Source organism: Bacillus sp. MYb209, assembly GCF_002975175.1.
In the GTDB taxonomy this organism is placed as follows: domain Bacteria; phylum Bacillota; class Bacilli; order Bacillales; family Bacillaceae_G; genus Bacillus_A.
Genome location: NZ_PCNZ01000002.1, coordinates 25,539 through 40,996, shown reverse-complemented (window position 1 = coordinate 40,996; position 15,458 = coordinate 25,539). Strand labels below are relative to the sequence as shown.

Genomic DNA, 15,458 nt, shown 5'->3' with positions numbered 1-15,458 from the left:
TTTCATGAAGAATATTTCATCGTTAAATGTAATACCGCCACTTCATCTTCTTCATTTTTATAACTATGTTTCTTATTCGCTTCAAATTGAATCGAATCAAACTCATTTAGCACGTACACATCGTTCTCCACTTGAATAGAAACTTTCCCTTTCATTACTGTTACAAGCTCGATTGCTCCTTCATGATGAGCTTCAGGTTCATATATACTATTCGCTCTTAAACAAGCTCGGTGCATTTCCATCCCCGTTTCTTTCGTGTAACGGAACATCGTTTCTAAGTGCCACGTTTGTCCTACATCTACTGCAAAGCCTTCTCCGCAGTGCGCAACAGCTACAGGCTCTCCAACAACCATCAATCTCGATAAAGGGATTGATAACCCTTTCGTAATTTTCCAGATGACAGCTAATGTCGGATTCGTTTCACCTCTTTCAATTTTTCCTAGCGTTAATTTACTAACACCTGTCTTTTGGGCTAAATCTTCTAAACTTAATTTTTGTTCATTTCGAATTTGTCTTAATAACTGACCTACTTGCTGAATTACTTCTTTCGTTTGCATATCTTCATTTTCTTTCATATATAAAAACCACCTTAAAATATAAAATAGTTTACTTTTATTCACTTTAAGTATATTATACTATACATAAATACTCAATTCCGAAAGGAGTGCCATACTTCATGCGCGCAATACTACTAGGTCTTTTATCATCGGCCTTTTTTTCTGCAACCTTTATTATTAACAGAGCAATGAATGTATCTGGAACAAGCTGGGCTTGGACTGCTTCCTTCCGTTTTCTATTTGCTCTCCCTATTTTATTCCTTATCGTTTTATTTCGCAAAAACTTAGGAGCTTTATGGGAAGAATTAAAAAAACATCCATTTGTATGGATCGGGTGGGGCTCTGTCGCTGGCATCGGCTTCTATTCTTTATTAAGTTTCGCAGCTGTTTTTTCTCCAGCTTGGCTCGTTGCTGGAACTTGGCAAGTTACGATATTAGCAGGTTTACTTTTATCGCCATTATTCTTCATTAAAATAGAAACAAAATCAGGTACAAAACTTGTACGTGGAAAAATTCCACTGCGCAGTTTATACGTCGCTTTATTTATTTTACTTGGTGTACTTTGTATGCAAGCTACTGAAGCAGGTCATATTACAATGACTCAATTCATTTCTGGTTTTTTACCTGTCGTTTTAGCAGCTTTCTTATATCCCTTCGGTAACCGAAAAATGATGGAACTTGTTGGCGGGCGTCTTGATACATTCCAACGTGTATTAGGAATGGCAATCGGAAGTCTCCCTATTACAATTCTACTTGGTATATACGGATTTTCCACTACCGGTATTCCATCATCAAGTCAAATGATGCAAGGATTTTTATTAGCATTATGTTCCGGAGTTATTGCGACGATGACATTTTTCTTTGCTACCGACTTAGCAAAAGACAATCTCGCTTTACTTGGAGCTGTTGAAGCAACACAAGCTGGAACGATGGTCTTCACTGTGCTTGGTGAGATTGTTTTCTTAAATGGTTCATTCCCTAGCGGTCTGTCACTGATTGGGATGATTATTATAATGTTAGGAATGATCGTAAATAGTGTTTTAAACCGTTCTGTTCCAGTCATTAAACAAAAAAAATCAGCATAAAAATAGATATGGTTCTTCTTCATAGAACCATATTTATTTTTATTGTCTCCCTATTTCGCCTTATCAGAATAGTATTTCATTAGCTATTTATACTAAAACCTATGTTATAATACGTTTCATGTGCATTAATAGGAGGTAAATTATGTTAAAAAAAGCAATTGCTGAATTTATTGGTACATTTGTACTTGTATTATTCGGAACTGGAGTAGCTGTCATTGGTGGCGGAATTGAAGGAATTGGAACGTTAGGTATCGCTATGGCTTTCGGATTATCTATCGTGGCTATGGCATATAGTATTGGAACAATTTCTGGGTGTCATATTAACCCCGCAGTATCAATCGCTATGTTCTTCAATAAAAGAATGAACGCTATGGAACTTAGCTATTATTTATTAGCTCAAATTTTAGGTGGTTTATTAGGAACTGCAACGTTAGTAACAATTTTACGATCTGCTAAATTACCTTTAGATAATTTAGGACAAAATAGTTTTGGAACTCTTGGTTTATCTGGAGCATTTTTAGTTGAATTCATTTTAACTTTCGTATTTGTTTTAGTTATCGTTGCTGTAACAGGTAAAAAGGGAAGTTCTTCTTTAGCTGGACTAGTAATTGGTTTCACATTAGTATTAATTCACTTATTAGGTATTCCGTTAACTGGAACATCTGTTAATCCAGCTCGTAGTATCGCACCAGCTCTATTCGCTGGCGGAGAAGCAATTTCTCAACTATGGGTGTTCATCGTTGCCCCAATTCTTGGTGGTATCGTAGCAGCTGTTGTAGGAAAGTTTATTTTAAATACTGAAAAATAGAATTTTCAATATTTCCGAATAAAAAAAGGCGAGCCCTCATCATGAGGAAGCTCGCTTTTTTTATTCTTTAATTTTCGACTTTAAATTTGAAACTAATTGCTGCACCGTTACATTTGCAAGTACGTTTTCCATCGCTTCTTGCGATTGTATTAAAACAATCTCTAATACCGATTGAATATTAGCTCCTACTGGACATTCAATGTTGGGATTTTCATGGAAAGAAAATAGATGTCCTTCTTCTACAACTTCCACAGCTTTATATACATCAAGTAATGTAATTTCATCTAAATCACGAGCAAGTGTCGTACCACCTTTACCAGCTTGTACATCAACAAGTCCTGCTCTCTTCAACATTCCTGTAATGCGACGAATCACAACTGGATTTGTATTCACACTACCAGCAATCCATTCAGAGGTACAGCGAGAGTTTCGATCTATTGCAAGTAACGTTAACATATGAACACCTACTGTAAAACGACTACTAATTCCCATCTGCACACCCTCCTTTTTATTCATTCTATTAAAAGACGACTCTTATTATTATATACTATTTTTAATTTATACATAAAGAAAAAGCATGATTCCACTAGAAAATCATGCTTTTCTCCCATTATTGACGCTTTATAAATTTCGCTAAATCTTTAAACTTCACTTTGTCGGAGTAATTCATTACACCGTTTACGTAGATACGGCTTGTAATAGCATTTAATATACCAATCGTCGCCAATAAAAATACTAATGTTATCGTAATCTCTAACATACCTGCTTCACCAGCTACAATCCGCGAGAAGGTAACCATCGGTGTGAAAAACGGAACATACGAACTTACAACAACAATAGTACTATTCGGATCACTTAATGATTTAATACTAATGAAGAATGCAGCCATGATCAAAATCATTACCGGGAAAGATACAGCTTGTAAATCCTCTGTCTTAGACACAACAGCTCCAGCCGCAGCGTACATCATCGCATAAAGTAAATACCCCGTAATGAAATAAACAAGAAACATACTTATAACCTTTGCATCTAATTTTGTAAAGTCAATGGGAACACCAAATAATGAAGCACTTTCTAAATCGACCCAACCTAACAAATAAGGAATAAGATAACCACACGCCAATATTACAAGTTGTAATAACGCCGTTGAAACAACCGCCAAAATTTTCGCATACATCATCGTAAGAGGCTTTACTTTCGGAAGCATTACTTCCATTACGCGTGACGCCTTTTCAGATGCAATATTCATTGCGATTGTATTTCCGAAAGCTACAATAAACATATACAAAGCAAATGTAAAGAAATACGCAATTCCGAAAGAAGATGTGCGATCTTTTATCGCTTCTTGCTTCACTTGAATTTCTGCCTGTAATTGCTGCGCAATTTCTGATGAAACATTATTTTTTGCAATCGTCACCATCGTATATTGTTGTTTTAAATAACCCGCCATAATCGCAGAAGTTGCTTGGCTTGGAAATCCATTATACATATATGTAACTGCTGGAGCCCCACCCTTTTCCGTCACATGGAATAGACCGTCTAAATCTCCCTCTTCTACTTGCTTATGCAGTTTATCAAAATCACCCTTTGAACCGACCGTTATTTTTGCTGATGGCAATAGCTTATTTAGCTCTTCCTTTTGTACTTTGTATGTGGAACTCTCTACTACAACTGCAATTTTATCTTTATCCTTATTTTTATCATCGCCTGAAGTAAAATGATTAAATGCAAAAATCCCAAACACAACCAAAAATAAAATCGCACTCGTAATTAATGATTTTTTAGATAAAAACGCTTCCCTAAAATAAAATGAAAATACATGAGAAAATTTACGCATCTTTATTTCGCCCTCTCTACAAAGATTTCGTTCAACGTTGGCTCTAGCATTTTAAATTGTCGTAAGCTAACACCTTGTTCTTGCAATTGTTGCAAAATCTTTAGAGCTTCTGCATCATCTTGTACTTTTACATAAAGAAGACCTTGTTGTTTTTCATACGGAACATGTATAGCTTCTAATCCCTTTTCATTCTCTGCTATATCTTCAATCGTTAAATTACGAAAACCGTATTCCTTCTTAATATCACTTAACTGTCCTTCTACAACTGCTTCACCCTTTTTCAAAATACATACATGTTGGCAAAAAGCCTCTACTTGCTCCATACGGTGACTTGATAAAATAATTGTCTTTCCGTCCTGTACTTGTTCTCCAATAATACTAGCTAGCATTCCAGCATTAACTGGATCAAGTCCGCTAAATGGTTCATCCAAAATAAGGAGTTCTGGATTGTGAAGAAGAGCAGCAATCAATTGAATTTTTTGCTGATTCCCTTTTGAAAGTTCTCCCGCCGTTTTAAATTTATATTCTGGAATTGCTAAGCGCTCTAACCAGTGATCAATTGCAAGATCCACTTCTTTTTTCGTCATTCCTTCTAATCTACCAAAATATCGCAACTGATCTATTACTCTACTTTTTGTATATAATCCTCTTTCTTCTGGTAAATATCCAATTGTTACCCCGCTATCACCAAATGATTTTCCATCCCACGTAATAGAACCTTCATTTGGCGTTAATAAACCTAGTAACATTTTAATTGTCGTTGTTTTCCCTGCACCATTTCGGCCAAGTAACCCTAACACTTCACCTTTCGGTAACGAGATTTGCAAACCATTAACTGCTTTAGATTCTCCGAATATTTTTGTTAATTTTTGAATTTGTAAACTCAATGTATAAAGCCTCCCCTTTAGTATCATTCGTACCCTCTGTTAAAGCCTATGATTGTTCAGAATGAAGTATGGTACTATATTTCATTCTCTTATATGTATCACTACACCTAACCCATCATTTGTTTCATTTAGTTAAAATTGTAAATAAAAATCCTGTTTTTGTCAATTATAATTGTCATTACGACAATAAAACTTGTCAAAACAATTATTATTATTTAACTCATCTTTCTAATATAGGACAAACTACTACATATACAAAAGACAATATGCAAATATTCATAAAAAAATTATCATATTTTAATATATAATATAAAATGATTTTCTAACATCAAGGAGGATACATATGAAGATGAAGAGGGGTATTACCACTTTATTATCTGTAGCCGTTCTTTCCACATCGCTTGTAGCATGTTCAGGAACAGCTGAGAAAACAGTGGCGAAAGAAGAAAAAGTAAAATTAACAGACCAGCAATTGATGGCTGATTTATGGTATCAAACAGCTGGCGAAACGAAAGCACTATACTACCAAGGATATAATATTGGTCAATTGAAGCTTGATGCAGCTCTTGCAAAAGGGACAGGCAAAAAACCTGCTATCGTACTTGATTTGGATGAAACTGTTTTAGATAATAGTCCTCATCAAGCAATGAGCGTAAAAACAGGAAAAGGCTATCCTTATAAATGGGACGATTGGATTAATAAGGCTGAAGCTGCCGCTCTTCCAGGCGCTATTGATTTCTTAAAATATGCAGAGTCTAAAGGTGTAGATATTTACTACATCTCAAATCGCAAAACGAATCAACTAGATGCAACAATTAAAAACCTTGAACGCGTAGGGGCTCCTCAAGCAACGAAAGAACATATATTACTACAGGACCCGAAAGAAAAAGGGAAAGAAAAGCGTCGTGAACTTGTTTCTCAAACACATGACATCGTCCTATTCTTCGGTGACAACTTATCTGATTTCACTGGTTTTGATGGAAAATCTGTAAAAGATCGCAATGAAACAGTAGCAGAATCAAAAGCACAATTTGGTGAAAAATTCATCATTTTCCCTAACCCAATGTACGGTGACTGGGAAGGTGCTTTATACGATTATAATTTCAAAAAATCAGATGCAGAAAAAGACAAAATTCGTCATGACAACTTAAAATCATTTGATGCAAAATAACAAAGAGGATGGCTTGCGCCATCCTCTTTTATTGCATATTTCTTGTTAAAGGCAAGATAAACACTTCAACACGTCTATTTTTCGCTTTTCCTTCTGGCGTATCATTTGGTGCAATTGAACGGTATTCTCCGTAACCAACTGCACTAAATTTTTCTGGTTGCAATTCTTTATTTTGGAGTAACACCTGCATAAAATTAACTGCACGCTGTGTACTTAACTCCCAGTTTGATGCAAACTGTGCATTTGCGATAGGAACCGTATCTGTATGACCCGACACTGTAATCTCACGAGGTGATGCCGAAACAAGTAGGTTAGACATCTCTTTTGCAATCCCTAACGATTCCAACTTCACATCTGCTTTCCCTGAGTCAAATAATACATTTTCTAATATCGTTACCATTAATCCTTTTTCAGTTAAATCCGTTTTAAAAGAAGAAGATAATTGCTTTTCCTCAATATACTTGTCAATACTTTGTTGTACTGCTTTTAATTCATTCATTTCTTGCTGCTTCACTTCAGCTTCAGCATCTTTTTTGATTTTCTCAGATTCCAAACCACTTGCCGATAGCTCTTTTTCTTCTTTTGGTTTTTGATCACTTAAAAACTCTTTATTTCCTGTTCCACCTGCTAGTTCACTTCGAAAAGCTACTGCCATCTGTTTAAATTTCGCAGCATCTATACTACTCATTGCAAATAAAACAATAAACAGTGCAAACAACAACGTTAGCATATCAGAATACGGAATTAACCAAGTTTCATCGATATGCTCGTCATGCTTTTTCTTTTTACTTCTTCTATTCTTCCTACTCCGCATTTTTTTCCGCTCCTTTTTCTAGCTTTTTACGCTCAGTTGCAGAAAGCGCACCTAAAATGCGGTTTTTCATAATAAATGGATATGGTACCTTCTTGTAACATTAATAAACAATCAATAATTAAACGTTTCTTCTCTAATTCAGCAGCAGACTTTTGCTTTAATTTATTTGCAAATGGATGCCATAATACGTAACCTGAAAAAATACCGAAAATCGTTGCAATAAACGCACCTGAAATAGCATGTCCTAGCTTTTCAATATCAGTTAAATTTCCAAGTGCAGCTACAAGACCGATAACAGCACCTAAAGCCCCTAATGTAGGTGCATATGTACCAGCTTGCGAAAAAATAGTAGATCCTTTTGCATGTCTTTCTTCAATTGCTTCTAATTCAGCTTCTAAAATTTGTTCTAAGTCTTCTGCAGATACACCGTCAATCACAAACTTCATACCACGCAAGAGAAATTCATCTTGAATTTTATCTAATTGTTGTTCTAAAGACAAAATACCGTATTTCCTACTCTCAGATGTCCAATGAGCAAATAATTCTAGTAACTGTTCATAACTTAAATCTTTTTTATTTGAACCAAAAAGAACTTTAAATAATTTTGGAATCCTTTTTAGTTGATTCATTGGAAATGCGATACATACTGCAGCAAATGTACCAACAAAAATAATTAATGCTGCTGCAGGATTAACTAAGGCCATTACGTCAGCACCCTTGACGACCATTCCTACTACTACCGCCAACACTCCTAAAATGATTCCAATAATTGTTGCAAAATCCATTCCCATTCACTCCTAGTCTATACAAGAAGTCCTTCATTCTCGATAATCGCTACATCTCCTTATGTATATATATTACATAAAAAATGAATTACATGAAAGATAGGAAATGAATTATATAAAAAAATACTACAATTTCACACATTTTCTGACATTTTCTTTGCATTTCTATTACGTTATGACTCTTATATTTCTTTTTCAATAAACTAGACTTATAATAAAAACGATACATATTTTATTAAGAAAGGACAGTGATTGCAAGGTATCATGAAAAAGATAATAATTATTTCTGCCGCTACTATTGTAATCGGTATCACATCTTTCGCTTACTTTGGTTCTAAATCACCACTGCAAAATGAGGCGAAAGCTGTAGAAAGTCAAAAACATAGTAACCATCCAAAAGAAGAAATTCCTGCTTTTCCAAAAGCTGATCATAATGCAAAGAAACTAGATGATAATTTTTCCGTTGTAACAAATCCAGATTCTGCTCTTGTATTAGTCAATAAACATCGTAAATTACCAGATGGGTACATTCCAGAAGATTTAACGAAACCGAACGTACCATTTACTAGTCCAAAAGATAAAGAGAAAACATTACTTCGCAAAGATGCTGCAGACGCTCTTGAAAAAATGTTCCAAGCAGCGAAAGAAGAAGGTTTAGAACTTACAGCAGTTTCAGGTTACCGTTCTTACAAACGCCAACAGTCATTACATAATACATATATTAAACGCCAAGGAAAAGCTGAGGCTGATTCGGTAAGTGCAATTCCTGGAACAAGTGAGCATCAAACTGGTCTAGCAATGGATATTAGCTCAAAATCTGCTAAATTCCAATTAGAACCAATCTTCGGAGAGACAGCAGAAGGAAAATGGGTTGCAGAACATGCCCATGAGTTCGGATTTGTCATTCGTTATTTAGAGGATAAAACAGAGACAACAGAGTATTCATACGAACCGTGGCACTTACGCTACGTTGGCAATCCATATGCCACATACATACATAAGCACCACCTAACATTAGAAGAGGCAACGAAGGACAAAAAATAAGAGAGCAATTCGCTCTCTTATTTTTCTTTTATTCTATTGTTGTAGTAATTCCTTCCATTCCTCAGGCCACGGTTCGCCTCTTCCAGTTTTTTTCGATGCTTGGACCATCATACCGCGTCCAACTAAACAAACTTCTCCTTCTGCATTTTTCACCATATAATGCAGATCTAAAGAAGAATTCCCAACTGCTCCTGCCTTTACATATACTTTCAACTGCTCATCAAAATAAATTTGTTTAATAAAATTACATTGTAAATCTGCGACGACTATCATCGTTTCTGAAGATTCATGTGTCCATTCTTGCATAAATCCGAGTTCTTTAAACAATGCGATACGTGCTTCTTCAAAATATGTAAAAGCAACGACATTATTTACATGTCCAAACATATCTACTTCACCAAAACGAACTTTGACAGGATTATAAAATGAAAAACCACTTTCCCATTGCTCAAAGTCTTCAATATAAGAAATTCTCTTCATTGTTCCCTCTCCTTTTCGCCCTTAAAATAAACAGAATAAACAGAAAAATAAACTTATAAATATTGCCTCTTCAACATGAAGAGGCAATATTTATTAATAGTTATTGTCACTACCAAAGAAATCTTTGAACGATTGAATTGTTGTATCACGGTTTAATGCTGCAATTGAAGTTGTTAATGGAATACCTTTCGGACATGATTGCACACAGTTTTGAGAGTTACCACAGTTTGCAAGTCCTCCATCACCCATAATTGCACGTAAGCGATCTGCTTTATGCATTTCACCAGTTGGATGCGAGTTAAATAAACGCGCTTGTGAAAGCGGTGCTGGTCCAATAAAGTCAGACTTACTGTTTACGTTCGGACATGACTCTAAGCAAACACCACATGTCATACATTTCGAAAGTTCATATGCCCATTGACGCTTTTTCTCTGGCATTCTTGGACCTGGTCCTAGGTCGTACGTACCGTCTATTGGAATCCAAGCTTTAACACGTTTTAACGCGTTAAACATACGGCTACGGTCAACTTGTAAATCACGTACAATCGGGAATGTCTTCATCGGCTTTAAGCGAATTGGTTGTTCTAACTGGTCAATAAGAGCTGTACATGATTGACGTGGTTTTCCGTTAATCACCATCGAACATGCTCCACATACTTCCTCTAAGCAGTTCATATCCCATGCAATCGGCGTTGTTTGGTTCCCTTTTGAGTCGACAGGATTACGGCGAATTTCCATAAGCGCCGAAATAATATTCATATTAGGACGATATGGAATTTCAAACTCTTGGTCAAACTCTTGTGCATCTGGTCCATCTTGTCTCGTAATGATGAGGCGGATTGTTTTCTCAGACATGTTGTTTATCCCCCTTCTCTTCACCCTTAGCAGCTACATCATGTTTTGAGGAATAGTCACGTTTACGTGGTTTAATTAATGAAACATCCACTTCTTCGTAATGGAATGCTGGTGCATTTCCTTCTCCCTCAAATTTCGCCATCGTAGTTTTTAAGAAGTTTGCATCATCACGATTTGGGAATTCTGGTTTGTAATGCGCTCCGCGGCTTTCATTACGGTTATATGCGCCAATTGTAATAACACGTGCTAACTCGAACATATTTGCAAGTTGGCGTGTAAATGAAGCACCTTGATTACTCCATCTTGCTGTATCGTTAATGTTAATGCGTTTGTAACGCGCCATTAACTCTTCAATTTTCGCATCAGTTTCTATTAACTTTTTATTTTCACGAACTACTGTAACGTTATCTGTCATCCATTCTCCAAGCTCTTTATGAAGAACATATGCATTTTCGTTACCATCAAGCGTTAAAATATTGTTAAATTTCTCTGTTTCGATTAATTCATTTTGCTCATATACAGTAGATGAAACAGCATCAGATGATTTAGAAAGACCTTTCATATACTCAATTGCGTTCGGTCCTGCTACCATACCACCGTAAATTGCTGATAATAATGAGTTCGCACCAAGGCGGTTACCACCGTGCATAGAATAATCACACTCACCTGCTGCAAATAAACCTGGAATACTTGTCATTTGCTTATAATCAACCCATAATCCGCCCATTGAATAGTGAACCGCTGGGAAGATTTTCATTGGTAGTTTACGAGGATCATCACCTGTAAATTTCTCATAGATTTCAATAATTCCACCAAGTTTAATATCTAGTTCTTTCGGATCTTTATGAGAAAGATCTAAGTACACCATGTTTTCACCGTTAATACCTAGTTTTTGCTCTACGCAAACATCAAAGATTTCACGCGTTGCAATATCACGAGGTACAAGGTTTCCGTAAGCTGGATATTTTTCTTCTAAGAAGTACCATGGCTTACCATCTTTATACGTCCAAACACGTCCACCTTCACCACGTGCAGATTCACTCATAAGACGTAACTTATCGTCTCCAGGAATTGCCGTTGGATGGATTTGAATGAACTCACCGTTCGCATAATATGCACCTTGTTGATATACAGCAGACGCTGCTGTACCTGTATTAATAATAGAGTTTGTTGATTTTCCAAAGATGATACCAGGGCCCCCTGTTGCCATAATCACGGCATCAGCTTGGAAACTTTTTATCTCCATAGTTTGTAAGTCTTGCGCGACGATTCCTCGGCACACACCTTCATCATCTACAACAGCTCGTAAGAAATCCCAACCTTCATATTTCGTTACAAGTCCTGCTACTTCATGACGACGTACTTGCTCATCTAATGCATATAGTAATTGTTGACCAGTTGTTGCACCAGCAAATGCTGTACGGTGATGTTGTGTTCCACCGAAACGACGGAAATCCAGAAGTCCTTCTTCCGTACGGTTGAACATAACACCCATGCGGTCCATTAAATGAATAATACCAGGTGCTGCATCACACATCGCTTTAACTGGTGGTTGGTTCGCTAAGAAGTCCCCACCATAAATTGTATCGTCAAAGTGGATCCATGGAGAATCCCCTTCACCTTTTGTATTTACGGCACCGTTAATTCCACCTTGGGCACATACAGAATGTGAACGTTTTACTGGTACTAAAGAAAATAGTTCAACATTTACTCCTGCTTCTGCCGCTTTAATCGTTGCCATTAAGCCGGCCAAGCCACCGCCGACTACTATAAGTTTCCCTTTCATGCTCTCCCACTCCTTACTGGTTTGCTAGCTGTGGATCGATGAACGCTAATAATGCACTCACACCTACATAAGATAGACCTAAGAAAATAGCTAATGTTACATAAGTAGAGATTCTTTGTGAACGTGGAGATACTGTAATTCCCCAGCTTATACAGAATGTCCATAGTCCATTTGCAAAGTGGAAAATTGTTGAAACAACACCAACTAAATAGAAACCAAACATAAATGGGTTGTTTAAAATATCTGCCATCATATCATAGTTTACCTCTTTACCTAACAATGCTTGAATACGAGTTTCCCAGACGTGCCAAGAAATGAAGATCAGCGTAACGATACCTGAAATTCGTTGGAAGACGAACATCCAGTTACGGAAATAGCCGTAAGATACCGCATTGTTCTTAGCTGTAAATGCAATATATAATCCATATATGGCATGGTACAGTATAGGTAAAAAGATGATGAAAATTTCTAGCGCATACCGGAATGGAAGGAGCTCCATAAAGCCTGCAGCTTTGTTAAAAGCCTCTGCTCCTCTTGTTGCAAAGTTGTTTACAATTAAATGTTGCGTCAAAAAGACACCAACCGGAATGACCCCCATTAATGAGTGCCACTTACGAAACGTATACTCGCGGCCTTTCATGTCCCCATTACCCCCTTGAATGTTTGACTGCTGTTTTCAGATTAATTTACAACAATAATGTTTTTTCACTATTGGCATAAGAAAAACTGAAAAAATTATTCGAAATATTTCAGCATAATTTGATACCAAGTTCATTTTACTCCTATTTTTGTCGAAGCGTCAAGAAAACGTATACATAATTTGCATATAATTTGCCAATTCTTTTTGTCTTCTTATATATTCAGATTTCCCCAAAGAAAAATCTGTTTTTATAAATGAAAAATGTTATATAATAATCCCTATAGAAAGAGGGGAATATTGTGAGCAAAAATACAATCGATATAACATCTTTAGAAGATGTTTCATTGAACGCCTTCGCTTATGAATTGCTACGTGAAGAATTACTACCTGATTTAATTGGTAACGATTTAGATGGTATTTTATACTGGGCCGGTAGAAACCTTGCGAGAAAATATCCGCTAGAAACAATTGAAGAAGTCATTCAGTTTTTTGAAAAAGCTGGTTGGGGCACTTTAAGCATCATTGAACATAAACGTCGTGAAATGCAGTTTCAACTTAAAGGTACACTTATTACTGAGCGTCAAAAACAAAAAAGACATTCATCTTATCAATTAGAAGCTGGATTTATCGCCGAGCAAATTCAAAGACAAAGAAACGTCGTTGCAGAGTCCTATGAGGAACAGAAAAAACGTTCAGACTCTATTACATTTCTTGTTAAATGGGATATAAAAGATCTCATTGAAGTGTAGGATCTACTTACAGTCAACTAGACATATAAGTTTAGTTGACTTTTTTGTATATTCATTTAGGTGTGTTTATTTCAAATCTTCAGAAATTATACCAAAAAACAGAAGACGTTGTAAACTACAACGTCTTCTTATCTGTTAAATAAGTATAAATTGTCTCCGCTACATTTTTCGGCATACCTGCTTCGACAAATTCCGATATGGAAGCTTCTTTCATCTTTTTTAATGAACCAAAATGTTTTAGCAATACCTTTTTTCGTTTATCACCGATTCCCGGAATTTCATCCAACGCGGATTGAATAACAGATTTCCCGTGTAATTGACGATGGAATGTAATTGCAAATCGATGTACTTCATCTTGAATGCGCTGCAATAAATAAAATTCTTGGCTATTCCTCGCAAGCATAACAGGCTCAGGCGGATCCCCAATAATTAAATGTGATGTTTTATGTTTTTCATCTTTTACAAGCCCTGCCATTGGAATATATAATCCAAGCTCGTTTTCAAGAACATCACTTGTAGCCGTGAGATGTCCTTTTCCCCCATCGATAATTATTAAATCTGGCAAAGGTGAATTTTCCTTTAATGCTCTCGTATAACGGCGTCTCACAACTTCCCTCATAGACTCGTAATCATCTGGCCCTTGGACCGTTTTAATTTTATATTTCCGATATTCTTTCTTCGCTGGTTTCCCATCGATAAAAGCAATCATTGCTGAAACAGGATTTGTCCCTTGAATATTTGAATTATCAAACGCTTCAATACGATATGGCGTTTCAATCCCTAGTTGCTTCCCTAGATTATCAACAGCTTTAATCGTCCGTTCTTCATCACGTTCAATTAAGTGAAATTTCTCTTCTAGTGCAATTTTTGCATTTTTATTTGCTAATTCCACAAGATCTTTTTTCTTCCCACGCTTCGGCTGTGTCGCTTCAACTTCTAAAAAGCGCTCTACTAATTCTGAATCTATACTTCCTGGAACAACAATTTCCTTCGGCTTGAAATGACTACTGTTTTCATAAAATTGACCGATAAAAGTTAAAAATCCCTCTTCTGGTTCATCATAAATCGGGAACATAGAAACATCACGTTCAATTAGCTTTCCTTTTCGAACGAAGAAAACTTGAACACACATCCACCCTTTATCAACTGCATATCCAAACACATCACGATCCACTAAATCACTCATAATCATCTTTTGCTTTTCCATAATTGCATCAATATGAGCAATTTGATCTCGCAACTCTTTCGCCCGTTCAAATTCTAGTTTCTCTGAAGCCTCATACATCTTCGTTTCTAATTCTGAACGAATTTCTTTATGCCCACCGTTTAAGAATTTAATAATTTCATCAACAATTTCTTTGTTTTGCTCATCCGTTACTTCTTTCACACAAGGTGCTAAACATTGGCCCATATGATAATACAAGCAAACTTTATCTGGCATATTTGAACATTTACGAAGCGGATACATACGATCTAATAATTTCTTTGTTTCATGTGCCGATTGCGCATTTGGATAAGGCCCAAAGTACTTTCCTTTATCCTTTTTTACATTTCGCGTAATGAGTAAGCGCGGCTGTTTTTCAGCTGTAATTTTAATAAAAGGATATGTTTTATCATCTTTTAATTGAATATTATATTTCGGATCGTATTTTTTAATTAAATTCAACTCTAAAATGAGAGCTTCCAAATTTGAGGAAGTCACAATGTATTCAAAATCAACAATTTCTCCAACAAGCCGAAGTGTTTTCCCATCATGCGAACCAGTAAAGTACGAGCGCACACGATTTTTGAGTACCTTTGCTTTTCCGACGTATATAACCGTTCCCTGCTTATCCTTCATTAAATAACAACCAGGTTGATCGGGCAAAATTGCTAACTTCTCTTTTAAATGCTCGTGCACTCGTCTCCCTCCATTTCTACATGCTTATCATTTTTATTTTCACACGAAAACATACTATAT

15 protein-coding genes and 1 pseudogene are annotated in these 15,458 nt (G+C 36.2%); 5 read left to right on the top strand and 11 right to left on the bottom strand.

The window, feature by feature from the left end; all coding sequences use genetic code 11:
• Nucleotides 1–2 precede the first annotated feature (2 nt).
• A complete protein-coding gene (locus CQZ94_RS03760) occupies nucleotides 3–575 on the bottom strand; it encodes a helix-turn-helix domain-containing protein (protein WP_105584346.1) in 573 nt (190 codons plus the stop codon).
• 101 nt (nucleotides 576–676) lie between these two features.
• Between CQZ94_RS03760 and CQZ94_RS03755 the strand changes: the two genes are divergently transcribed.
• Together CQZ94_RS03755 and CQZ94_RS03750 are read left to right on the top strand one after the other, a co-directional pair.
• Nucleotides 677–1,642, top strand: a complete 966-nt coding sequence (locus CQZ94_RS03755; protein ID WP_105584345.1) for a DMT family transporter — start codon at nucleotides 677–679, stop codon at nucleotides 1,640–1,642.
• Between the two features lie 142 nt (nucleotides 1,643–1,784).
• Nucleotides 1,785–2,450 (top strand): MIP/aquaporin family protein, encoded by a 666-nt coding sequence (locus CQZ94_RS03750; RefSeq protein WP_105584344.1) that lies wholly within the window; start codon nucleotides 1,785–1,787, stop codon nucleotides 2,448–2,450.
• A gap of 60 nt (nucleotides 2,451–2,510) precedes the next feature.
• Here CQZ94_RS03750 and CQZ94_RS03745 read toward each other — a convergent pair whose 3' ends face one another.
• From CQZ94_RS03745 to CQZ94_RS03735, 3 genes are all read right to left on the bottom strand, one after another.
• Nucleotides 2,511–2,942 (bottom strand): Rrf2 family transcriptional regulator, encoded by a 432-nt coding sequence (locus CQZ94_RS03745; RefSeq protein WP_142395743.1) that lies wholly within the window; start codon nucleotides 2,940–2,942, stop codon nucleotides 2,511–2,513.
• Between the two features lie 118 nt (nucleotides 2,943–3,060).
• Nucleotides 3,061–4,287 carry an ABC transporter permease gene (locus tag CQZ94_RS03740; protein ID WP_105584342.1) on the bottom strand — a complete coding sequence of 409 codons (1,227 nt, stop codon included), beginning with the start codon at nucleotides 4,285–4,287 and terminating at the stop codon, nucleotides 3,061–3,063.
• A 2-nt stretch (nucleotides 4,288–4,289) separates the two neighbouring features.
• Complete coding sequence (locus tag CQZ94_RS03735) at nucleotides 4,290–5,174, bottom strand: ABC transporter ATP-binding protein (protein WP_142395742.1); 885 nt, start codon at nucleotides 5,172–5,174, stop codon at nucleotides 4,290–4,292.
• A 343-nt stretch (nucleotides 5,175–5,517) separates the two neighbouring features.
• Between CQZ94_RS03735 and CQZ94_RS03730 the strand changes: the two genes are divergently transcribed.
• The gene (locus tag CQZ94_RS03730; protein ID WP_105584340.1) at nucleotides 5,518–6,345 is read left to right on the top strand and encodes a 5'-nucleotidase, lipoprotein e(P4) family; all 828 of its coding nucleotides are present in this window, start codon (nucleotides 5,518–5,520) and stop codon (nucleotides 6,343–6,345) included.
• Between the two features lie 28 nt (nucleotides 6,346–6,373).
• On the opposite strand, the gene motB is transcribed toward CQZ94_RS03730, so the two are convergent.
• Nucleotides 6,374–7,159, bottom strand: coding sequence for a flagellar motor protein MotB (gene motB / locus CQZ94_RS03725; protein WP_105584339.1), 786 nt, complete (start codon nucleotides 7,157–7,159; stop codon nucleotides 6,374–6,376).
• A pseudogene (gene motA, locus CQZ94_RS03720) lies at nucleotides 7,149–7,944 on the bottom strand (flagellar motor stator protein MotA). The gene motB and the pseudogene motA overlap by 11 nt, the downstream one beginning before the upstream one ends.
• A gap of 264 nt (nucleotides 7,945–8,208) precedes the next feature.
• Here motA and CQZ94_RS03715 point away from each other — a divergent pair.
• The gene (locus CQZ94_RS03715; protein ID WP_105584755.1) at nucleotides 8,209–8,988 is read left to right on the top strand and encodes a M15 family metallopeptidase; all 780 of its coding nucleotides are present in this window, start codon (nucleotides 8,209–8,211) and stop codon (nucleotides 8,986–8,988) included.
• A gap of 33 nt (nucleotides 8,989–9,021) precedes the next feature.
• On the opposite strand, the gene CQZ94_RS03710 is transcribed toward CQZ94_RS03715, so the two are convergent.
• From CQZ94_RS03710 to sdhC, 4 genes are all read right to left on the bottom strand, one after another.
• Nucleotides 9,022–9,468, bottom strand: coding sequence for an acyl-CoA thioesterase (locus CQZ94_RS03710; RefSeq protein WP_105584337.1), 447 nt, complete (start codon nucleotides 9,466–9,468; stop codon nucleotides 9,022–9,024).
• Nucleotides 9,469–9,561: 93 nt separating this feature from the next.
• Entirely contained in the window at nucleotides 9,562–10,323 is a 762-nt protein-coding gene (gene sdhB, locus CQZ94_RS03705; protein ID WP_002088861.1) for a succinate dehydrogenase iron-sulfur subunit, read from the bottom strand.
• The gene (gene sdhA, locus CQZ94_RS03700; protein ID WP_070145028.1) at nucleotides 10,316–12,109 is read right to left on the bottom strand and encodes a succinate dehydrogenase flavoprotein subunit; all 1,794 of its coding nucleotides are present in this window, start codon (nucleotides 12,107–12,109) and stop codon (nucleotides 10,316–10,318) included. The genes sdhB and sdhA overlap by 8 nt, the downstream gene beginning before the upstream one ends.
• A 13-nt stretch (nucleotides 12,110–12,122) precedes the next feature.
• Nucleotides 12,123–12,749, bottom strand: a complete 627-nt coding sequence (gene sdhC / locus CQZ94_RS03695; RefSeq protein WP_002015407.1) for a succinate dehydrogenase cytochrome B558 — start codon at nucleotides 12,747–12,749, stop codon at nucleotides 12,123–12,125.
• Between the two features lie 299 nt (nucleotides 12,750–13,048).
• Between sdhC and CQZ94_RS03690 the strand changes: the two genes are divergently transcribed.
• A complete protein-coding gene (locus CQZ94_RS03690) occupies nucleotides 13,049–13,498 on the top strand; it encodes a YslB family protein (protein WP_002015405.1) in 450 nt (149 codons plus the stop codon).
• 115 nt (nucleotides 13,499–13,613) lie between these two features.
• Here CQZ94_RS03690 and uvrC read toward each other — a convergent pair whose 3' ends face one another.
• Nucleotides 13,614–15,398, bottom strand: coding sequence for an excinuclease ABC subunit C (gene uvrC, locus CQZ94_RS03685; RefSeq protein WP_105584336.1), 1,785 nt, complete (start codon nucleotides 15,396–15,398; stop codon nucleotides 13,614–13,616).
• Nucleotides 15,399–15,458 lie beyond the last annotated feature (60 nt).